Origin of the sequence: Nonomuraea sp. LP-02 (assembly GCF_036289125.1) — a bacterium.
GTDB classification, from domain to species: Bacteria; Actinomycetota; Actinomycetes; order Streptosporangiales; family Streptosporangiaceae; genus Nonomuraea; species Nonomuraea bangladeshensis.
Window position 1 is genome coordinate 458,766 of the sequence record NZ_JAXCLK010000001.1, and the last position, 19,793, is coordinate 478,558.

The following is a 19,793-nucleotide window of genomic DNA, read 5'->3' on the forward strand; positions in this document are numbered from 1 at the left end:
GGAACGGCGAACTCTACGGCATCGCTCGCCGACAATGCAGGTTACGGCCATTCCCCGACTCGGTCATCCCGGCCGAGATGATCACACATCCGGCGTTGACGCGGGGTGTGGTATGACACGTAAAGTGCGGGGATGGGCGCGTATGACGTGATCGTGGCGGGAGCGGGGCACAACGGGCTGGTGGCCGCGGCCTACCTGGCCCGGGCCGGCCGGCGGGTGCTGGTGCTGGAGCGGTACGACCACGTGGGCGGCCTGGCGATCTCCACGCGCGCCTTCCCCGGCGTGGACGTGCGGCTGTCCCGCTACAGCTACCTCGTCAGCCTCCTCCCGGCGCAGATCGTCCGCGACCTGGGCCTCGACCTGGAGCTGCGCCGCCGCCGCTACGCCTCGTACACGCCGGTGGGCGGCGCGGGCCTGCTGGTCGACAACGAGGACGCCGCCCGCACGGCGGCCTCCTTCGCCGCGGTCACCGGCGGCGAGAGCGACCACAAGGCCTGGCAGGACTTCTACGCGATGACCGGGCGGGTGGCCGAGGCCCTGGCCCCCACCCTCCTCGAACCCCTCCGCGCGCCCGCCGAGATCGAGCGCCTGGTCGGCCCGGAGGCGTGGCGGGCGCTGTTCGCCGAGCCGATCGGCCGGGCCGTGGACGCGCGGTTCGCCGACGACACGGTCCGGGGGGTCGTCCTCACCGACGCGCTCATCGGCACCTTCGCCGACCCGTCCGCCGACCTGCTCGCCAACCGCTGCTTCCTCTATCACGTGATCGGCGACGGCACCGGCGAGTGGAACGTCCCGGTCGGCGGCATGGGCGCGGTCTCGGGCGCGCTGGAGGCGGCGGCCCGCCGGGCGGGCGCGGAGATCAGGACCGGCGCGGAGATCGTCGGGATCGCGCCGTCCGGGGAGGTCACGTTCGCCGACGAGCGCGGGGAGCACACCGTGACCGGCGGGCACGTGCTGGTCAACCTGCCGCCCGCGGTGCTCGACCGGCTGCTCGGCCGCGAGCCCGCCGTCCCCGAGGGGGCGCAGCTCAAGGTCAACATGGTGCTGAGCCGGCTGCCCCGGCTCAAGGACGACTCCGTGGACCCGCGCGCGGCCTTCAGTGGCACCTTCCACATCAACGAGACCCGCGACCAGCTCGCCCGCGCCCACGCGCAGGCGGCGGCCGGGCGGATCCCGGAGCTGCCGCCCGCCGAGGTCTACTGCCACTCGCTCACCGATCCGTCGATCCTGGGGCCGGAGCTGCGCGGCCGGGCCGAGACGATGACGCTGTTCGGCCTGCACATGCCCGCCCGGCTGTTCCGCGAGGACCCCGAGGGGGCGCGTGCGGCGGCCCTGCGCGCCACGTCCGCCTCGCTGGACGCCGTGCTCGCCGAGCCCATCGAGGACTGCCTGCTCCTCGCGCCCGACGGCACGCCGTGCGTCGAGGCCAAGAGCCCGGTGGACCTGGAGCGGGACGCCGGGCTGCCCGGCGGCCACATCTTCCACACGGACCTGAGCTGGCCGTACGACGAGGACGGCCGGGGCGGCTGGGGCGTCGAGACCGAGCACGAGCGCATCCTCATGTGCGGCGCGGGCGCCCGCCGGGGCGGCGGCGTCAGCGGCATCGGCGGCCACAACGCCGCGATGGCCCTGCTCGCCCGCGGGTAACCGCCTGAACGGGTAACCGCCCGCCCGCGTAACCGCCCGCCCGCTAGTAGCCGCCGGTGACCAGCTTGCCGGCCACCTCCAGCGCCACGGCCGTACGCCGCTCGTCCGGCACCTCCAGGTCGAACAGGAACGGCACGCTGCCGAGGACCACCGCGAGCACCGCCAGCCGGGCCTCGAACCCCCGCACCGGATCGTCGCCGGGCGAGGCCAGCACCGAGATCATGGCGATCAGTCCCCGCTGCATGCGCTCCCCGGCCGGCAGCTCACGCATCACGCCCTGGTTCACCTGGGCGAACTGGAACAGCGGCCGCCACTGGTCCTCCAGCAGCCCCGAGATGCGCGCCAGGATCTCCTTCCTGGCCTCCGCCGTCGCCGGCTGCTCCCCGGCCCACGCCACCAGCTCGTCCATCGACTCGACGAGCCGCTCCACGACGCTGGCGAGGATCGCCTCCTTCGTACGGAAGTGGTAGTAGAGCGCCGGCCGGGTGATCTCCAGGCGTTCGGCGACCTCCTGCAGCGTGGTCTTGTCGTATCCGCGTTCGGCGAACAGCTCCAGCGCGACCTGCTGAATCCGCTCTCGTGTGTCCGTCCGCCGCCCTGCCATCCCTCTCCCATCCTTGACGCACACTCCCGCATTGCTTACTTTCGTGTAAGTAATCAATGCGGTCCCGTCTGTAGGGAGCAGACTATGGCTCAGATCTTCCCCGTCCAGCGCAGGTGCCCCTTCGCGCCGCCCCCCGAGTACGCCGACCTGCGCGAGCAGGCCCCGCTCGTCCGCGCCGAGCTGCCCGGCGGCGTCGTCTGGCTCGTCACGAGGCACGCCGAGGCGCAGCAGGTCCTGTCCGGGACGGGCATCAGCACCAGCCCCGCCACACCCGGCCATCCCCACCACGTCCTCCACCCAGGAGGGCTCACCCCCGAGGGCGAGGCGCTCCTGACCGAGATGGCCCCCGGGCACTTCATCGACCTCGACCCGCCCGACCACACCCGCTTCCGCAAGCTGCTCATCCCCGAGTTCACCGTCCGCCGCGTACGGGAGCTGCGCCCCGGCATCCAGGACATCGCCGACCGGCTCATCGACGACATGCTGCGCGAGGGGCCGGAGGCCGAGCTCGTCGCCGACTTCGGGCTGCCGCTGCCGTCGCTGGTCATCTGCCGGCTGCTCGGGGTCCCGTACGGCGACCACGAGTTCTTCCAGTCGCGCACCCGCGCGATGCTCGGCGCGCTCGGCGACGAGCAGGTCCGGTACACCGCCGTGTCCGAGATCAGGAACTACCTCGACGCGCTCGTCACCGCCGCCGAGAAGGGCCCCGAGGACGACCTGCTCGGCCGGGTCATCACCAGCGGCCGGCTCACCCACGACGAGATCGTCGGCGTGATCTTCCTGCTGCTCGTCGCCGGCCACGAGACCACCGCCAACATGATCCCGCTGGCCGTGCTCACCCTCCTGCGCCATCCCGACCAGCTCGCCGCGCTGCGCGCCGACCCGGACAGCTGGCCCATGGCGGTCGAGGAGCTGCTGCGCTATCTCTCCGTCGTCGACTGGGTGGCCTTCGACCGGGTCGCCACCGAGGACCAGGAGATCGGCGGGCAGCCCGTCCGCCGGGGCGAGGGCATCTTCGTCCTCGGCGCCTCCGCCAACCGCGACGAGCGGGCCTTCGAGCGCCCCGACGACTTCGACGCCCGGCGCGGCGCCCGCCATCACGTGGCCTTCGGCTACGGCGTACACCAGTGCCTCGGCCAGAACCTGGCCCGCGCCGAGCTGGAGATCGCCCTGCGCACGCTGTTCGAGCGCCTGCCGGGCCTGCGCGCCACGGTGAGCGACGAGGAGGTGCCCGCCAAGTACGACTCCGCCATCTTCGGCCTCCAGGCGCTTCCCGTCACCTGGTGACCCCAGGGGACACGGACGGCCCGTTCATAGGGTTCTCATGATGTTCCCTTAGCGTTTGCTGCATGAGTGAGGCCGCACGGTTGCTGGTAGTCGACGACGAGCCCGCGTTGCGCGAGGCGCTGCAGTCCAGCCTCGAGTTCGAGGGCTACAAGGTCGTCACCGCGAACGACGGGCAGGCCGCGCTCGACGAACTGGCCCGCACCTCCTACGACGCGGTGCTGCTCGACGTCATGATGCCGCGGCTCGACGGGCTGACCGCCTGCCGCCGTCTGCGGGCCTCGGGCAACCACATCCCGGTCCTCATGCTCACCGCGCGCGACGCGGTGGGCGACCGGGTCTCGGGGCTCGACGCCGGGGCCGACGACTACCTGGTCAAGCCGTTCGAGCTGGACGAGCTGCTGGCCAGGGTCCGCGCCCTGCTGCGGCGCGGCGCGCTCAGCACCGGCGGGCCCGAGGGCGACACGCTGACGTACGCCGACCTGCGCATGGACCCCGCCACCCGCGAGGTCACCCGCGGCGAGCGCCGGCTCGACCTCACCAGGACCGAATACCTGCTCATGGAGCTGTTCCTGTCGCACCCGCGCCAGGTGCTCACCCGCGACCAGATCCTGAGCGAGGTGTGGGGCTTCGACTTCGAGCCCACCTCCAACTCCCTCGACGTCTACGTCATGTACCTGCGGCGCAAGACGGAGGCGGGAGGCGAGCCGCGGATCATCCACACCGTCCGCGGGGTGGGCTACGTCCTGCGGGCCGGCGCGTGAGACCCCGCAGCCTCCGGGCTCGGCTGACGCTCCTCGTGACCGGGGCGGTGTCGTCCGCCGTCGTGCTGTGCGCGGTGCTGTCGTGGTTCATCATCCAGATGCTGGTCCTCGCGCAGGTGGACCAGAGCATCCTGGAGAACCAGGGGGACGTGAAGTACCTGCTCAACGAGTGCCGCCCCGAAGGCACGCAGGGCCCCTACTTCGAGGGCATGGCGACGGTGCTCCGTCCCGACGGCACCACCTGCTCGCTCGGCCGGGCCATCGTGCCCACCCAGGAGGACCGCAAGGCGCTGGAGCCCATTCCGGAGCCCATCTACCGCAACGGGGTGACGACGGACGGCAAACGGGTGCGCGTCGTGACCGTCAACGTGGAGCCGGGCCTCGCCGTGATGGCGGCCCGGCCGCTCTGGCACGTCGAGCGCACCCTCCGCTACGCCGCCGTCGGGCTCGGCGGCATCGCCGCGCTCGGCACGCTCGGCGCGGCCATGGCGGGCCTCGCCGTCTCGCGCGCCGCCCTGCGTCCTGTGGGCGAGCTGACCAGGGCGGTCGAGCACATCGCGCAGACCGAGGACCTCGACACCCGCATCCCCGTACGCGGCACCGACGAGATCGCCCGCCTGTCGTCGTCCTTCAACGCGATGACCTCCGCCCTGGCCGGCTCCCGCGAACGCCAGAAACAGCTCGTCGCCGACGCCGGCCACGAGCTGCGCACCCCGCTCACCACCTTGCGGACCAACATCGACCTGCTGCTGCGCAGCGAGCAGACCGGCCGCAGCATCGACCCCGACGCCAAGCGGCGGCTGCTGGTCAACGTCAAGGCGCAGTTCGCCGAGCTGACCACGCTGGTGGCCGACCTGCTCCAGCTCGCCCGCGGCGACCACGACCACGAGCCGCACATCGAGCTGGCCTTCCACGAGGTCGTGACGGCCGCGGTGGAGCGTGCCCGGCTGCGCGGCGCGGAGGTCGTCACCGACCTCGAACCCTGGTACGTCGTCGGCAACGCCGCCTCCCTGGAGCGCGCGGTGATCAACCTCCTCGACAACGCGGCCAAGTTCAGCTCCGACAACGGGGTCGAGGTGTCGCTGCGGGGCGGGCGGCTGACCGTCCGCGACCACGGCCCGGGGCTGCCCGAGGAGGAGCTGCCACACGTCTTCGAGCGGTTCTGGCGCTCGCCGTCCGCGCGCGGCCTGCCCGGATCCGGGCTCGGCCTGGCCATCGTGGCCCAGGCCGTGGCGGAGGCGGGCGGTCAAGTGAGCCTGGCGAACGCGCCCGGTGGCGGCGCGGTCGCAACAATGGACCTTCCCGGAACTCTCATTCGTGGCTCAGAATCGGATAAGTCCGGTTAAAGATCCGAATCGTGAGCTGGGTGCATGGACACGACAGCAGTGCGGACCCGCCTGGTCGAGGTGGTCGTCCCCGTGTACGACGAGCAGCGGGCGCTCCGCGCGAGCGTCACCCGCCTCCACGGGTACCTCACCAGGAACTTCCCCTACGGATTCCGGATCACCATCGCCGACAACGCCAGCACCGACGACACCTGGCAGATCGCCACCGAGCTGGAGAAAGAACTGCCGCACGTCCGCGCCGTGCACCTGGACGAGAAGGGCCGCGGGCGGGCGCTGCGCCTGGTCTGGTCGCGCAGCGAGGCCGACGTCGTCAGCTACATGGACGTCGATCTCTCCACGGACCTGGACGCGTTCCTGCCGCTGGTCGCGCCGCTGCTGTCCGGACACAGCGACCTCGCCATCGGCACCCGGCTGGCGCGGGCCTCGCGGGTCGAGCGGGGACCGAAGCGGGAGTTCATCTCCCGCTCCTACAACCTGCTGCTGCGGTCGCTGATGGGCGCCCGGTTCTCCGACGCCCAGTGCGGCTTCAAGGCCGTGCGCACCGAGGTCGCCCAGGCGCTGCTGCCCGGTGTCGAGGACGAGCAGTGGTTCTTCGACACCGAGCTGCTGCTGCTGGCCGAACGGTACGGCCTGCGCATCCACGAGGTCCCCGTCGACTGGGTGGACGACCCGGACAGCCGGGTCGACATCGTCCGCACCGCCCTGGACGACCTGCGCGGCATGGTCAGGGTGGCGCGCAAGACGCTCTCCGGCGCCGCCGGGATCCCCGTCCCGCCCCGGATCCAGCGGGCCGAGCTGCCGCGCGGCATGGCCCGCCAGCTTCCCCGCTTCGCGGTCGTCGGGGTGGTCAGCACCCTGGCGTACCTGGCGTTGTACTCGCTGCTGCGGCCGGTCATCCCACCGCTCGCCGCCAACGCGCTCGCGCTGCTGATCACCGCCGTGGCCAACACCGCCGCCAACCGGCGCTTCACCTTCGGCGTCACCGGCTCGGCCGGAGCGCTGCGGCACCAGTTCGAGGGGCTGATCGCCTTCCTCGTCGGGCTGTCGCTCACCTCGGGAACCCTCGCGCTGCTGCCCGCGCAGGTCCCGCACGGCGTCGAGCTGGCCGCGGTCATCGCCGCCAACGCCGCCGCGACGCTCGTCCGCTTCCTGCTCCTGCGCGTGTGGGTGTTCAACCCCCGGCGGAGGACGGCACGATGAACCTCACCATCCCGCGGCCCGCGCACCGGGCCGCCGGCAGCCATGCCCTGCCCGCGCCGCGCTGGTCACGCCCCGCCCTGTGGGCGGTGCTCGCGGCGGCCTTCTTCCTGTACGCCTGGGCGCTCAGCGGCGACGCCAACGAGTACTACGCCGCCGCCGTCCTGTCGGGCACCGGCAGCTGGAAGGCGTTCTTCTTCGGCGCCATCGACGCCGGGTCGTTCATCACCGTGGACAAGCCGCCGCTGGCGCTGTGGGTGATGGGGCTGTCGGCCCGGATCTTCGGCTACGGCACCTACAGCATGCTCCTGCCGCAGGCCCTGGCCGGCGTGGCCGCCGTCGCGCTCGTGCACTCGGCCGTGCGCCGGTCCTTCCCGCCCGGCCGCAACGCGCACGCGGCCGCGCTGGTCGCGGCCGTCGTCATGACGCTGACGCCGATCACCGTCGCGATCAACCGGGACAACAACCCCGACACCGTGCTCGTGCTGCTGCTCACGCTGGCGGGCTGGTTCTGCCTGGAGTCGCTGCGGACCGGGCGGCTGCGTCCGCTGCTGCTCGCCGCGTTCTTCGTGGGGCTGGGCTTCAACGCCAAGATGCTCCAGGCGTACCTGGTGGTGCCGGCGTTCGCGGTGGCGTACCTGGCGTGCGCCGGGATGTCCTGGCCGAAGCGGCTGGGGCGGCTGCTGTCGGCGGGGGCGGTGCTGGCGGTGTCCAGCGCGTGGTGGATGGTGATCGTCGACCTGTGGCCGGCGGGCTCGCGGCCCTACGTCGGCGGCTCGACCGACAACACCGTCCGGGACCTCGTCATCGGCTACAACGGGCTCGGGCGGATCTTCGGCCAGAGCCAGGGCGGTGGCTTCGGGGGCGGCGGGGCCCGCTGGGGCGGCGACCCGGGGGCCGGGCGGCTGTTCAACGACGTCCTGGCCGGGCAGATCTCCTGGCTGCTGCCGTTCTGCGTGGCGGCGCTGGCCGTCGCGGTGCTGCTGCGGACGCGGCGGCTCCCCGTCGGCGAGGCTCCCTCGGGGGCTGCCTGGCTGGTGTGGGGCGGCTGGCTGGTCGTGCACTACGTGGTGTTCAGCTTCTCCAGTGGCACGTTCCATCCGTACTACACGACCGCGATGGCTCCCGCCGTCGCCGCGCTCGCCGGTATGGGGGCGGTCGTGATGTGGCAGGCGTACCGGAACTCGCGGGCCTGGGCGTGGCTCCTGCCGGTCGCGGTGGCCGCGACCGGGGCGTGGGCGTTCACGGTGCTGCGCCGGACGCCGGACTGGACGCCGTGGGCGGCCTGGGTCGTGCTCGGGGCGACCCTGGTGGCCGTGGCGGCGCTGGTCCTGGCGCGGGCACGGGCGCAGGTGACGGTGAAGGTGGCGGCGTTCGCGCTGGCGGCGACGCTGGTGGCCACGCTGGGCGGGCCGGCCGCGTACGCGGTGACGCCGCTCGCGTCCCCGGTGAACGGCACCAACCCGACCGCCGGGCCCTCCTCGGGCGGGATGGGACAACCGGGCCGGCCGGAAGGCGGGCCGCGCGGTCCACTGCGGGACGGTCCCGGCGGCGGTGTCAGCGACGCCGTGGCCGCGTACCTCGTCGCCAACCAGGGCACGGCCACCTGGCTGGTCGCGGTGAACAGCGCCCAGCAGGCGTCCGGCCTGATCCTCGCCACCGGCAAGCCCGTGATCGCGATGGGCGGTTTCACCGGCGGCGACCCGGCCATGACCGTGGAAAGGCTGCGCGAGCTGGTCTCTTCGGGCCGGCTCAGGTACGTCATGACCGGCGGCGGCCCCGGCCGGGGCGGCGGCGAGGTGTCGAGCTGGGTGCAGGAGAACTGCGCCGCCGTGGACGGCCAGGACGGCCTCCGCGACTGCGCGGCCTGATGAAGCTCAGGCGGGCAGGGCGGCGAGGAGGAAGGCGAGACGGGCGGCGGCGGACTCGACGTCGTCCGTCGTGCCGAGACGGTAGCCCCACGAGGTGACGAACGCGCCCTCGTCGGAGCAGGTGACCGTCTCCGCGAGCGTGGCGGAGAAGCGGTTGCGGACCGACACGTAGGCAGGATCGCTGGCCAGAGCGAGACTCTGCACGGACAGGTCGGCGTGACGACCCGCGTGCCAGGCGAACCGCTCGAGGCTGAGCGCCGTATCAAGCATCATGCGTCACCTCCGCAACTTCTCGCGACAGAATTGCACGATCTTGTGGCGGGAGGCAAGCAATTGCTGCGGTTAATGTGGAGTTTGTTTCCGGTAGGTGTGAAGAACGCGAATCATCACCTCCCGCCCGCTCTCGTCGAACTCGGCGACCTTCGCGAAATCATCGAAGGCCTGTACGTAGAAGGCGAGGTCGTCGGGCTCGCGCAGGACGAGGTCCTTCGTCATGGTGGCCACGCCCACCATGGCGTCGTTGTAGATCCAGAAGCCGTTGATCGGCGCGGACGGCAGCTCGGTCTCGGCGGGGATCACGCCGAACTCGACGTTGGGCAGCGTGCTGACCGCGAGCAGCCGGTCGATCTGGCCGCGCATCACGTCGGCCGGGGCCAGCATCGTGCGCAGCGCGGCCTCCGGCACCACGAAACGGAACGTGCGGCCGCGGTCGTAGAGGATCTCCTGGCGCTGCATGCGCACCCGTACGGCCGCGTCGATCTGGTCGGCGGCGCTGTAGAGGCGCTTGACCTTGCGGAAGACGTGCCGGGCGTACTCGGAGGTCTGGAGCAGGCCCATGATGATGCCCGGCTCGAAGGCGCGGAACAGCTTGGTCCGCGCCTCCAGGTCGCGCATGTCCTCCTGGATCGCGGCCAGGCCGCTGCGGTAGCGCTGCTTCCAGCTGTCGTGCCGCTCCTGCAGCGCGAGGGCCTGGCTGATCAGGTCGTCCGTCGTGTCCGCGGCGGCGCCGACCGCCTGCGCCCACGTGACCACGTCGTCCTCCGTGGGGGTCTGCCTGGCGTTCTCCAGCCGGGAGACCTTGGACGGCTGCCAGCGCACCCGCTCGGCCAGCTCCTTGCCCGACAGGCCGGCGGCTTCCCGAAGCTGGCGCAGCTGACCGCCGAGGTCGATGCGCGCCTGCTGAAACGACGTCACGCCGCAAGAGGCTAGCCCTGGTTGCTCGGATCATGCCAGGGCCCGCCGCAATTGTGATCAGGTGGTAGCCGAGGGTGTTCCGCCGCTGGTCGGGAAAGCGGTTGCTACGCCGTCGGGGAGGACCCGGCGGGCGATCTCGGTGATGAGCTCGCGGGGGACCTCGACCGCGGTCTCGCCGGCGAGGACGTCGCGGAGATCCGCGAGCGCCTCGGCGTCGGTGACCTCGAGGCCCTGGACCACGATGGTGCCGCGGTCGGTCTCGTACAGGGTGGGACAGGCGCCGGCCTCCGAGGTGGAGCCGAGGAACCTCATGCGCATGACGATCCTTCCCCGATGCAAAGTGCAATTGCGCGCAATTGTACGACTCGGGGAGTGTTTTGTGATCGTTTTTCCGGAAATTGTCCTTTTGGGAAGTGACACTCAGTCCAGGGCGCCCTCCATGAACTCCCTGGCCCGCTCGAAAAGGCCCAGCGTCATCGCGTGCAGCAGGTCGCCGGTGTCCTTCGGCGCCTTGCCGGCGAACGCCCGCGCGTGCGTGCCCTCCAGCACGATGCCGAGCTTGAAGCAGGCCATCACCGCGTACCAGTCGACGGCCGACAGATCGCGCTCGGACAGCGCCGCGTAGTAGGACACCAGCTCCTGGGGCGAGGGGAGGCCCGGCACGTGGCCGTTGCCGCTCGGCCAGGTCGCCAGCAGCCAGCCCAGGTCGAGCAGCGGGTCGCCGACCGTGCACATCTCCCAGTCCACGATCGCCGCCACCCGCGGGCCGTCCCAGGCGAACATGAGGTTGGCGAAGTGGTAGTCGCCGTGCATGATCCCCGGCGTGTACGAACGGGGCAGCCGCCGGCTCAGCCAGTCGGCGGTCTCGCGCAGGCCGGGGATGTCGGGGCCTGGATAGCCGTCGAGGTCGCCGTAGGAGTCGAGCTCCTTGAGCCAGCGCGGCACCTGTCGTTCCAGGAAGCCCTCGGGGCGCCCGAACCCCGGCAGCACGCCGGGATCGACCCGGCCCAGCTCGGCCAGCGCGGCGGCGGCCTCCAGCCCCATCCGGTGCCGGATCGCCGGATCGGAGGCGTGCGGCTCGGGGAGCCCCGTGGAGGGGTTGAACCCGTCCACGGGCTCCATGAGGTAGAAGACCGGCTCCCGCTCGGTCTGGGCGGCCACCAGCGCCGGCGCGGGCACCCGCGTGCCGCGCAGCGCCGCCAGCACCCGCGCCTCGCGGCGCAGCACCTCGTTGCTCCTGCTGCGGGCGTGCAGGGGCGGGCGGCGCAGGACGTAGGACCGGCCGCCGCGCTCCAGGCGGACCATGACGTTCTGGGTGCCGCCGATCACGGGGGCCACGCCGGTGATCGGGCCGCCGGGCAGTCCCTGGGCGTCCATCCACGCGCCGAGCGCGCCGAAGTCGATCGCGCCGACGTCGATGTGCGTGGAGGTCATGATCACCTCTCGACAGAATGATGTTCTAGCGGGGACCCTACGAGAGCCTTACCCCTCGGTCAACCCGGCTGTCGCGCCAGGGCCGCGGGGACGTCCACCACCTGCGCGCGCAGCTCCTCGCCCAGCGCCTTGGCCTGCGGGTCCATGCGCGGGCTCGCGGCCACGCCCCTGCCGAGCAGGCCGTGGATGACGAAGTTGAGCGCCCTGATGCCGGGCAGCTCATGGCGCTCGACCCGGTACGCGGCCAGCTCGGGCAGGAGCGCGCCCAGCCGTCCGGCCGTGAGGTACGCCTCCAGCCAGGCGTACCGCTCGTCGGTGTCCACCCAGACGCCGAGGTTGGCGTCGCCCCCTTTGTCGCCCGAGCGCGCCCCCGCGACCCGGCCGAGCGGCAGCCGTACGCACGGCCCCGAGGGGGCGGCGGCCCGCCTCTCCGCCGGGCGCACGGGAATCGGCTCCCCCGAGGTTGCGGAGGAGGCCGTGTACGGCAGTTCCTCGCCGTCGAGCCATACCCGCGGGCGCACCTCGGCGGCCGGGACGAGCACCGGCCAGTAGACCCCGTACGGGGAGGCGTCGCCCGGCGGCGAGAGCGCGTGGAAGCCCGGATAACTCGCCAGCCCCGTCTCCACCACCGCCGAGGAGAAGGCACGGCCGGCCGTGCGGCGGTCGGCGTCCATGACCGTGATCCGCAGCAGGCCCGAGCCGGTGAGCGTCACGTCCACCGCGTCGAAGGACTCCTTCGGGATCCGCGCCCAGATCGCCTCCTCGGCCGCCCGCGCCTTGGCCTCGACGTCCAGCCCGGTCAGCACCAGCGTCATCGTGTTGCGGTAGCCGCCGAGGTGGTTGACCGCGACCTTGAGGGTGTCCGGCGGCGGCTCGCCGCGCACGCCCGAGATCAGCACCCGGTCCGGCCCGTCGTCGGCGAGGGTGATCGTGTCGAACCTGGCGACGACGTCCGGCCCGAGGTAGCGGGGGCCGCCGAGCTCGTACACGAGCTGCGCCGTCACCGTACCCACCGACACCAGCCCGCCTGTCCCCGGATGCTTGGTGATGACGGCGGAGCCGTCGGCGCGCAGCTCGGCGAGGGGGAAGCCGCAGTGCGCCAGGTCCGGTACGTCCTGGAAGAAGGCGTAGTTGCCGCCCGTCGCCTGGCAGCCGCACTCGATCACGTGCCCGGCCACCACGGACCCGGCGAGCGGGTCCAGGTCGTCGGGACCCCAGCCGTAGCGCCAGATGCCGGGGCCCGTCACCAGGGCGGCGTCCGTCACCCGGCCGGTCACCACCACGTCCGCCCCCGCCGACAGGGCCCGGGCGATGGGCCGGCCGCCGAGGTAGGCGTTCGCGGTGAGGGGCGTCGCGGTCAGGCGCTCGCCGGTGTCGGCGTTGACCAGGTCGAGGTCGCGGCCGATGAGGTCGTCGCCCGTCACGTGCGCGACGGTCGCGGACAGCCCCAGGCGGGCGGCCAGCTCGCGCACCGCCTCGGCGCAGCCGGCCGGGTCGAGGCCGCCCGCGTTCGAGACGATCCTGATGCCCCGGTCGAGGCACGTGCCGAGGACGTGCTCAAGCTGCGTCAGGAACGTCGGCGCGTAGCCGGGCCGGCCCTTCAGCCGGTTGCCGGCCAGGATGAACATCGTCAGCTCGGCCAGCCAGTCGCCGGTCAGCACGTCGATCGGGCCGCCCTCGACCATCTCGCGCGCGGCCGAGAGCCGGTCGCCGTAGAACCCGCTGCAGTTGGCGATCCTCAGCGTCATGGGCTCATCCCGAGACCCACTTCGGCGGGCGCTTCTCCCAGAACGCCGCGATGCCCTCCTGCCCCTCCTCCGAGGTGAACCGCTCCGCCGACAGCTCCGTCATCCGCCGCAGCCCCTCCTCGAACGGCAGCGCCGGCACCTCCCGCACCAGCCGCTTGGTGATCGCCAGCGCCTCGGGGCCGCCCTTGACCAGCAGTTCGGTGTAGTGCGCGACGGCCGCGTCCAGCTCCTCCTCCGGCACCGCCCGCGACACCAGCCCGATCTCGGCCGCCCGCGCGGCGTCGAAGACCTCGCCGGTCAGGAAGTACTCGGCCGCGGCCCGCGGATCGAGCCGCCGCAGCACCGGTACGGAGATCATCGCTGGCACCACGCCCAGCCGTACCTCGGTGAACGCGAACGACGCCGTCAGCGGCGCCACCGCGAAGTCGCACGAGGCCACCAGCCCGAGCCCGCCCGCCCGCGCGGTGCCGTTGAGCCGGCACACGACCGGCTTCGGGCTCTCCCACAGCAGCGTGAAGATCTCCGGCAGGGACGCGGTCACCGGGGCACCCGGCTTCCCCTCGGCGGCGCGCTGCTCCTTCAGGTCGGCCCCGGAGCAGAACACCGTGCCGGTGGCGGTCAGCACGATCACCCGGCACTCGGGCTCGGCCAGCGCCCACGTCAGCCGCTCCTTCAGGTCGGCCAGCAGGCGGGTCGACAGCGCGTTGCGGTTGGGCGGCGAGTCGAGCGTGACGGTCGCGACACCGTTCGCCAGGCTTCCGTGCACCAGACTCGTCATGACTCCCCCTCGTGGATGATGGCGAGCACGGCCCCCGCCTCGACCTGCCGGCCCTGCTCGACGTGCAGCCCGGAGACCACCCCGTCGGCCGGGGCGGTGATCCGATGCTCCATCTTCATCGCCTCCAGCACCAGCACCGCCTGGCCCTTGACGACGCGGTCGCCGGGTGCCACCTCCACGCGGAGCACGCTGCCCGGCATCGGGGCGAGCAGGGAGCCGGGGACGACGTGCTCGACGGGCTCGGGCAGGCGGGGGAGCGGGGTCAGCTCGGCGTGACCGCCCGCGTGGTCCACGTACACGGGGCCGCCGGCCTCGTAGCGGGCGACGGCGAAGGCGTGGCGGACGCCGTCCCGTTCCAGGACGACCCGGTCGGGCGTGGCGCTGACGACGGCGACGCCGGCGGGCAGCGGGTCGTGGACGACGTCGATCGTGCCCCCGTCAGCGGTGGTGAAGGCCGTGCGGCGGGGCTGGGAGCGGACGTTGCGCCACCCGCTCGGCAGGCCGCCGAGCACGGGGGCGCGGCGGCGATTGTCCGCGGCGAGCGCGAGCGCGGCGGCCAGCCCGGCCAGCTCGCCGGGCCCGGTCGGCTCGGGCGCGGATGCCGCGAGGGGGCCGTCCGGGTCGAGGAAGCCGGTGTGGGTGTTCCCGGCCGCGAAGTCCGGATGGGTCAGGATCCGCAGCAGCAGGTCGCGGTTCGTGGTGAGGCCGTGCAGCCGTGCCCGCCGCAGCGCCGTCACCAGCTTCCTGACCGCCTCCGCCCGCGACGCCCCGTGCGCGATCACCTTGGCCAGCATCGCGTCGTAGTACGGCGAGACCACCGACCCGGACTCCACCCCCGAGTCCACCCGGACGTCACCCTCCACCTCGAAGCGCCGCAGCACCCCCGACTGCGGCAGGTAGTGCTCGTCCTCCGCGTAGAGCCGCACCTCCACGGCGTGCCCGGACGGCCGGGGCGGCTCCGCGGGCAGCGCGCCGCCCTCGGCCACCTCCAGCTGCAGCCGTACGAGATCCACCCCGTGCACCAGCTCCGTGACCGGGTGCTCGACCTGGAGCCGGGTGTTCATCTCCAGGAACGCCACCCGGTCGCCGCGCACCAGGAACTCGACCGTCCCGGCCCCGACGTAGCCGATCGCGGCCGCCGCCCGCCGGGCCGCCTCGCACAGCCGCTCACGCACCTCCGCCGCGATCCCGGGGGAGGGGCACTCCTCGACGACCTTCTGGTGCCGCCGCTGCACGCTGCACTCGCGCTCGCCCAGCGTCCACACCGTGCCGTACGCGTCGGCCAGCACCTGCACCTCGACGTGCCTGGCCCGCTCCCACAGCGGCTCGGCGAACACGGCGGGATCGCCGAAGGCCGCCTCCGCCTCCCGCCGCGCCGAGGCGACCTCGCGCGCCAGCTCCTCCGGCCCGCGTACGATCCGCATGCCCCGCCCGCCGCCCCCGGCCGACGCCTTGACCAGCAGCGGGAACTCGCCGGGCGCCGCGAGGTCGAGCGAGGGCAGCACGGGCACCCCGGCTGCCGCCATGAGCCGCTTGGCCTCGATCTTGGAGCCCATCGCGGCGATCGCCTCCGGCGGCGGGCCCACCCACACCAGCCCGGCCGCCAGCACCGCCCGCGCGAACTCCGCGTTCTCGGACAGGAACCCGTAACCCGGGTGCACGGCGTCCGCCCCGGAGGCGCGGCAGGCGGCCACGACGCGGCCGGCGTCCAGGTAGGTCCCGGCCGGACGGTCGCCCGGCAGGCGTACCGCGAGGTCGGCCTCGGCCACGTGCGGCGCGTCCGCGTCGGGGTCGGCGAAGACCGCGACCGTCTCGATCCCGAGCGCCCGGCAGGTACGGAAGACGCGCCGGGCGATCTCGCCCCGGTTCGCGACGAGCAGGCGGCTGATCACGGGCGGAACACCCCGAACCCCGCCCGCTCCGGCACCGGCGCGCTGTTGACCGCCGACAGGCACATCCCCAGCACGGTACGGGTGTCGCGCGGATCGATCACCCCGTCGTCGTACAGCCGCCCCGACAGGAAGAACGGCAGCGACTCGGCCTCGATCTGCGCCTCCACCGTCGCGCGCATCGCCGCGTCCGCCTCCTCGTCGTACGCCTGCCCCCTGGCCTCGGCCGCCGCCCGCCCGACGATGGACAGCACCCCGGCGAGCTGCGCGGGCCCCATCACCGCCGACTTGGCGCTCGGCCAGGCGAACAGGAACCGGGGCTCGTAGGCCCGGCCGCACATGCCGTAGTTGCCGGCGCCGTACGACGCCCCCATGACGATCGTCAGGTGCGGGACCGTCGAGTTGGACACCGCGTTGATCATCATCGCGCCGTGCTTGATGATCCCGCGCTGCTCGTAGTCCTTGCCGACCATGTAGCCGGTCGTGTTCTGCAGGAAGACGAGCGGGGTCCTCGACTGGTTGGCGAGCTGGATGAACTGCGTCGCCTTCTGCGACTCCTCGCTGAACAGCACGCCCCGCGCGTTCGCCAGCACCCCCACCGGATAGCCGTGCACGCGCGCCCACCCGGTCACCAGCGAGGTGCCGTACAGCGGCTTGAACTCGTCGAACGCGCTCGCGTCCACCACCCTGGCGATCACCTCGCGCGGGTCGAACGGCACCTTCAGGTCCTCGGGGACGATGCCCAGCAGCTCCTCCGCCGGATAGCGCGGCTCCTCGGCGGGCAGCGGCGTGACGCCCCGCTTGCGCCAGTTCAGCGAGCGCACCACGCGGCGGCCGATGCGCAGCGCGTCGTACTCGTCCTCGGCCAGGTAGTCGGCCAGGCCGCTCACCCGCGCGTGCATCTCCGCGCCGCCCAGCGACTCGTCGTCGGACTCCTCGCCGGTCGCCATCCGCACCAGCGGCGGGCCGCCCAGGAACACCTTGGCGCGGTCGCGGACCATCACCACGTGGTCGCTCATGCCGGGGACGTACGCGCCGCCCGCCGTCGAGTTGCCGAACACCAGCGCCACCGTCGGCACGCCGGCCGCCGACAGCCGCGTCAGGTCGCGGAAGACCTGGCCGCCCGGGATGAAGATCTCCTTCTGCGTCGGCAGGTCCGCGCCGCCGCTCTCGACCAGGTTCACGTACGGCAGCCGGTTGCGCAGCGCGATGTCGGCCGCGCGCAACGTCTTGCGCAGCGTCCACGGGTTGGTCGCGCCGCCGCGCACCGTCGGATCGTTCGCGGTGATCACGCACTCGACGCCCTCGATGACCCCGATGCCGGTCACCACGCTCGCCCCGACCGGGTAGTCGCTGCCCCACGCCGCCAGCGGCGACAGCTCCAGGAACGGCGAGTCGGCGTCCACGAGCAGCTCCACCCGCTCGCGGGCGAGCAGCTTGCCGCGCCGCCGGTGCCGCTCGACGTATTTCTCGCCGCCGCCGGCCACCGCCTTGGCGTGCTCGGCGTCCAGCTCGCGCAGCTTGGCCAGCATGGACTCGCGGCGCGCCAGGTAATCCTCGCCCCCGGGATCGAGCCTGCTTCTGATCACGGCTGTCCCGCCGGAGCCCTGACGATCACGCCAAGTACGGTAGCGTCCGGCCCCCCGATGCGGAAGAGCCGGACGCTTCGCCACGAACGGCGCGGCCTACTTGCCGCGCGGTCTACTTACGGCGCGGCCTACTTGCAGTGGCTCCAGCCGGACTTCCAGCTCACGTTGGAGATCGAGCCGCCCCAGATCACGCACTTCTTCGCGGCCGGCAGCCGGATCGGCCCGGCATAGGTGCTGAACGAGCCCGGGTTGCTGCCGCTGGAGCCGCCCTTGACCTGCAGGATCGCGTTCATCTCGACCTTGTTGGGATAGACGTAGCGCGACAGCGTCACCACGCAGTTCTTGCCCGCGCCCGCGTTCCAGAGCAGGTAGACGGTCGCGTAGCTGCCCAGGGCGTGAGAGTTGATCACCTTGTAGCCGGCGCCGCAGACGCCGGCCGCCGTGTACGGGTTCCGCTTCGCCGGAAGCTTGGTCGGCGGGAGCGTCTTGGTGGTCTCGTCCGGGTTGTGCGTGGGCGCGTCCGTCGGCTCCGCCTCCGGGTCGACGCCGAGGCTCTCCTTCTTCTTCGTCTTGGTCGGCTTGGGCGTCGGGGTGGCCTGCGGGCGCTGGGTGTTGTTCGTCTGCGGGCGCGGCTGCGCCGTCGCCGGCGGGGTCGGGATCTGGGCGACCGGCTGCTCGGAGCGCTGCTTCTTGTCGCTCTTCTCCGGCTCCTCGATGTCCAGGGTGCCGACCGGGACGGGGCTGTCCGTGGGCAGCACCGGATCGGCGGTCGGCTGCGTGGACGGAGGCTCGACGGGCTTGCCCGCGGCCGAACCGCCGTCCTCGGTGCGCTGCGAGGCGTCGCCGACGGCCACCACCGGCACCTGCTTGCTGTTCGCCTGCACCACGACGGCGCCGGCGACCACCAGCAGGGCCGCCGCGGCGGCGCCGGAGAGGGCGAGCGTCATGGTCCGCCGCTGCTTGGCCGGCGCACCGTCACCGCCGCCCTGCCCACCGGCCGCGCCGGGAGGCTGCGAACGGGGCCCGTTGTACGGCCCGTGGCCCCCCTGACCAGGCCTGCCCGCCTGCGGCGGAACACCGGGCGCTCCGGCCTGGCCGTGCGCACCGGCCTGGTGCGGGACGCCGGGTCCCGCCTGACCGTGCGCACCGGCCTGCGGCGGGACGCCGGGCCCTGCCTGGCCGGGCGCACCGGCCTGCGGCGGGACGCCGGGTCCCGGCTGGCCGGGCATGCCCGCCTGCGAAGGAGCACCGGGCACTCCGGCCTGGGGTCCGCTAGGAGCGCCGGGCCCCGAGGGCTGGCCGGGGCCGTTCTGGATGGCCGCGGCAAGGTGCGGGAAGGGGCCCTGCTGCGGCGGGTACATGGGCTGCGGCCCGCCACCCTGCGCCCAGGCGCCGGCGTCCTGGCCCGGATGCCCAGGCTGTCCCGGGCCGGGGGCGCCGGTGAGGTGCTGGCCGGTGACCGGCTCGATGGCCTTGGGCACGGGCTGGCCGGTGAGCCGGAGGATGAGGCCGTCGGCCGTGGGCCGCTGGGCCGGGTCCTTGGACAGGCAGGCGGCGACGAGCTCCCCCAGCTCGCCCTCCATCCCGCCCAGCTCCGGCTCCTCGTTGAGGATCCGGTTCATGACCACGGGGATCGAGTCGGCACCGAAGGCGGGCTTGCCGGTCGCGGCGAAGACCATGGTGACGCCCCAGGCGAACACGTCCGCCGCCTCCGACACCGCCGCCCCGCTGAGCTGCTCCGGCGCCAGGTACGACGGCGTCCCCATCGCCATGCCCGTGGCCGTGGCGCCGGGCGAGTCGAGGGCGCGCGCGATGCCGAAGTCGATCACGACGGGCCCCTCGGGCCCCATGAGGACGTTCGCCGGCTTGAAGTCGCGGTGCAGGATCCCGGCCCGGTGGATGGCGGCGAGCGCGGTGGCCGTGCTGATGGCCAGCCGTTCCAGCGCCGCGCCCCGTCGCGGCCCCTCGGTGAGCACGAGCTCGCGCAGCGACGGCCCGGGGACGTACTCGCTCACGATGTACGGCCGGCTGCCGTCCAGGTCGGCGTGGAGCACGGGCGCGGTGCAGAACCGCGCGACCCGCTGCGCCACCGCCACCTCGCGCAGGAACCGGGTGCGCGCGTCGGCGTCGGCCACCAGGGCGTGGTGCAGCAGCTTGACCGCGACCTGCTCCCCGGTGTCGCTCTTGCCGAGATAGACGACGCCCTGGCCACCCTCGCCGAGCCGGGCGACGATGTCATACGCCCCCAGCCGCCGCGGATCGTCCGCCGCCAACGGCTGGAACTGATTCACGTCGGACCCCCATTACAACCCCAACAGATGGGGCAAAACGCTACCAGCGTGACACTCGGGGCGTCTGCCGGTCCGGACAGAAGTTTCCACATCCTGACCCGGCCAGTCAGCTCCCACCGCAGGTCGTGGTGCACCCGGAAAACCAAGGTCACGGCTT

At 72.9% G+C, this 19,793-nt stretch carries 16 protein-coding genes; 6 read left to right on the forward strand and 10 right to left on the reverse strand.

Annotated elements, in window-relative coordinates; all coding sequences use genetic code 11:
• Window positions 1-132: 132 nt before the first annotated feature.
• Window positions 133-1,647, forward strand: a complete 1,515-nt coding sequence (locus SMD20_RS02135; protein ID WP_329574276.1) for a phytoene desaturase family protein — start codon at window positions 133-135, stop codon at window positions 1,645-1,647.
• Between the two features lie 43 nt (window positions 1,648-1,690).
• Here SMD20_RS02135 and SMD20_RS02140 read toward each other — a convergent pair whose 3' ends face one another.
• The gene (locus SMD20_RS02140) at window positions 1,691-2,251 is read right to left on the reverse strand and encodes a TetR/AcrR family transcriptional regulator (protein WP_329574278.1); all 561 of its coding nucleotides are present in this window, start codon (window positions 2,249-2,251) and stop codon (window positions 1,691-1,693) included.
• 84 nt (window positions 2,252-2,335) lie between these two features.
• On the opposite strand from SMD20_RS02140, the gene SMD20_RS02145 reads away from it, so the two are divergent.
• The 5 genes from SMD20_RS02145 to SMD20_RS02165 all read left to right on the forward strand — a co-directional run bounded on the left by SMD20_RS02145 (window position 2,336) and on the right by SMD20_RS02165 (window position 8,713).
• On the forward strand, window positions 2,336-3,538 hold the full coding sequence (locus SMD20_RS02145) for a cytochrome P450 (RefSeq protein WP_329574280.1): 1,203 nt from the start codon (window positions 2,336-2,338) through the stop codon (window positions 3,536-3,538).
• Between the two features lie 62 nt (window positions 3,539-3,600).
• Window positions 3,601-4,299, forward strand: a complete 699-nt coding sequence (locus SMD20_RS02150; RefSeq protein ID WP_329574282.1) for a response regulator transcription factor — start codon at window positions 3,601-3,603, stop codon at window positions 4,297-4,299.
• A complete protein-coding gene (locus SMD20_RS02155) occupies window positions 4,296-5,645 on the forward strand; it encodes a HAMP domain-containing sensor histidine kinase (protein WP_329574284.1) in 1,350 nt (449 codons plus the stop codon). Before SMD20_RS02150 ends, SMD20_RS02155 begins: the two co-directional genes overlap by 4 nt.
• Window positions 5,646-5,669: 24 nt before the next feature.
• Window positions 5,670-6,845, forward strand: a complete 1,176-nt coding sequence (locus SMD20_RS02160) for a dolichyl-phosphate beta-glucosyltransferase (RefSeq protein WP_329574286.1) — start codon at window positions 5,670-5,672, stop codon at window positions 6,843-6,845.
• On the forward strand, window positions 6,842-8,713 hold the full coding sequence (locus tag SMD20_RS02165; protein ID WP_329574288.1) for an ArnT family glycosyltransferase: 1,872 nt from the start codon (window positions 6,842-6,844) through the stop codon (window positions 8,711-8,713). Before SMD20_RS02160 ends, SMD20_RS02165 begins: the two co-directional genes overlap by 4 nt.
• A gap of 6 nt (window positions 8,714-8,719) precedes the next feature.
• Here SMD20_RS02165 and SMD20_RS02170 read toward each other — a convergent pair whose 3' ends face one another.
• The 9 genes from SMD20_RS02170 to SMD20_RS02210 all read right to left on the reverse strand — a co-directional run bounded on the left by SMD20_RS02170 (window position 8,720) and on the right by SMD20_RS02210 (window position 19,636).
• Complete coding sequence (locus SMD20_RS02170; protein WP_329574290.1) at window positions 8,720-8,986, reverse strand: hypothetical protein; 267 nt, start codon at window positions 8,984-8,986, stop codon at window positions 8,720-8,722.
• Window positions 8,987-9,055: 69 nt separating this feature from the next.
• Window positions 9,056-9,907: a helix-turn-helix domain-containing protein gene (locus SMD20_RS02175; RefSeq protein WP_329574291.1), complete on the reverse strand. Its 852-nt coding sequence runs from the start codon at window positions 9,905-9,907 to the stop codon at window positions 9,056-9,058.
• 57 nt (window positions 9,908-9,964) lie between these two features.
• On the reverse strand, window positions 9,965-10,225 hold the full coding sequence (locus SMD20_RS02180) for a hypothetical protein (RefSeq protein WP_329574293.1): 261 nt from the start codon (window positions 10,223-10,225) through the stop codon (window positions 9,965-9,967).
• Window positions 10,226-10,327: 102 nt separating this feature from the next.
• The gene (locus SMD20_RS02185) at window positions 10,328-11,341 is read right to left on the reverse strand and encodes a phosphotransferase family protein (protein WP_329574295.1); all 1,014 of its coding nucleotides are present in this window, start codon (window positions 11,339-11,341) and stop codon (window positions 10,328-10,330) included.
• A 59-nt stretch (window positions 11,342-11,400) separates the two neighbouring features.
• On the reverse strand, window positions 11,401-13,089 hold the full coding sequence (locus SMD20_RS02190) for an acyclic terpene utilization AtuA family protein (protein ID WP_329574297.1): 1,689 nt from the start codon (window positions 13,087-13,089) through the stop codon (window positions 11,401-11,403).
• Between the two features lie 4 nt (window positions 13,090-13,093).
• The gene (locus SMD20_RS02195) at window positions 13,094-13,867 is read right to left on the reverse strand and encodes an enoyl-CoA hydratase-related protein (protein WP_329574299.1); all 774 of its coding nucleotides are present in this window, start codon (window positions 13,865-13,867) and stop codon (window positions 13,094-13,096) included.
• Complete coding sequence (locus SMD20_RS02200) at window positions 13,864-15,759, reverse strand: ATP-binding protein (RefSeq protein ID WP_329574300.1); 1,896 nt, start codon at window positions 15,757-15,759, stop codon at window positions 13,864-13,866. The genes SMD20_RS02195 and SMD20_RS02200 overlap by 4 nt, the downstream gene beginning before the upstream one ends.
• Window positions 15,756-17,288 carry an acyl-CoA carboxylase subunit beta gene (locus SMD20_RS02205; RefSeq protein WP_329592398.1) on the reverse strand — a complete coding sequence of 511 codons (1,533 nt, stop codon included), beginning with the start codon at window positions 17,286-17,288 and terminating at the stop codon, window positions 15,756-15,758. Before SMD20_RS02205 ends, SMD20_RS02200 begins: the two co-directional genes overlap by 4 nt.
• A gap of 185 nt (window positions 17,289-17,473) precedes the next feature.
• Window positions 17,474-19,636, reverse strand: coding sequence for a serine/threonine-protein kinase (locus SMD20_RS02210; RefSeq protein ID WP_329574301.1), 2,163 nt, complete (start codon window positions 19,634-19,636; stop codon window positions 17,474-17,476).
• Between the last annotated feature and the right edge of the window lie 157 nt (window positions 19,637-19,793).

Coding starts and splice junctions, on each gene's coding strand:
- SMD20_RS02135 (WP_329574276.1), top strand. CDS start 133: ATGGGCGCGTATGACGTGATCGTGGCGGGAGCGGGGCACAACGGGCTG.
- SMD20_RS02140 (WP_329574278.1), bottom strand. CDS start 2,251: ATGGCAGGGCGGCGGACGGACACACGAGAGCGGATTCAGCAGGTCGCG.
- SMD20_RS02145 (WP_329574280.1), top strand. CDS start 2,336: ATGGCTCAGATCTTCCCCGTCCAGCGCAGGTGCCCCTTCGCGCCGCCC.
- SMD20_RS02150 (WP_329574282.1), top strand. CDS start 3,601: ATGAGTGAGGCCGCACGGTTGCTGGTAGTCGACGACGAGCCCGCGTTG.
- SMD20_RS02160 (WP_329574286.1), top strand. CDS start 5,670: ATGGACACGACAGCAGTGCGGACCCGCCTGGTCGAGGTGGTCGTCCCC.
- SMD20_RS02165 (WP_329574288.1), top strand. CDS start 6,842: ATGAACCTCACCATCCCGCGGCCCGCGCACCGGGCCGCCGGCAGCCAT.
- SMD20_RS02170 (WP_329574290.1), bottom strand. CDS start 8,986: ATGATGCTTGATACGGCGCTCAGCCTCGAGCGGTTCGCCTGGCACGCG.
- SMD20_RS02180 (WP_329574293.1), bottom strand. CDS start 10,225: ATGCGCATGAGGTTCCTCGGCTCCACCTCGGAGGCCGGCGCCTGTCCC.
- SMD20_RS02185 (WP_329574295.1), bottom strand. CDS start 11,341: ATGACCTCCACGCACATCGACGTCGGCGCGATCGACTTCGGCGCGCTC.
- SMD20_RS02190 (WP_329574297.1), bottom strand. CDS start 13,089: ATGACGCTGAGGATCGCCAACTGCAGCGGGTTCTACGGCGACCGGCTC.
- SMD20_RS02195 (WP_329574299.1), bottom strand. CDS start 13,867: ATGACGAGTCTGGTGCACGGAAGCCTGGCGAACGGTGTCGCGACCGTC.
- SMD20_RS02205 (WP_329592398.1), bottom strand. CDS start 17,288: ATGCTGGCCAAGCTGCGCGAGCTGGACGCCGAGCACGCCAAGGCGGTG.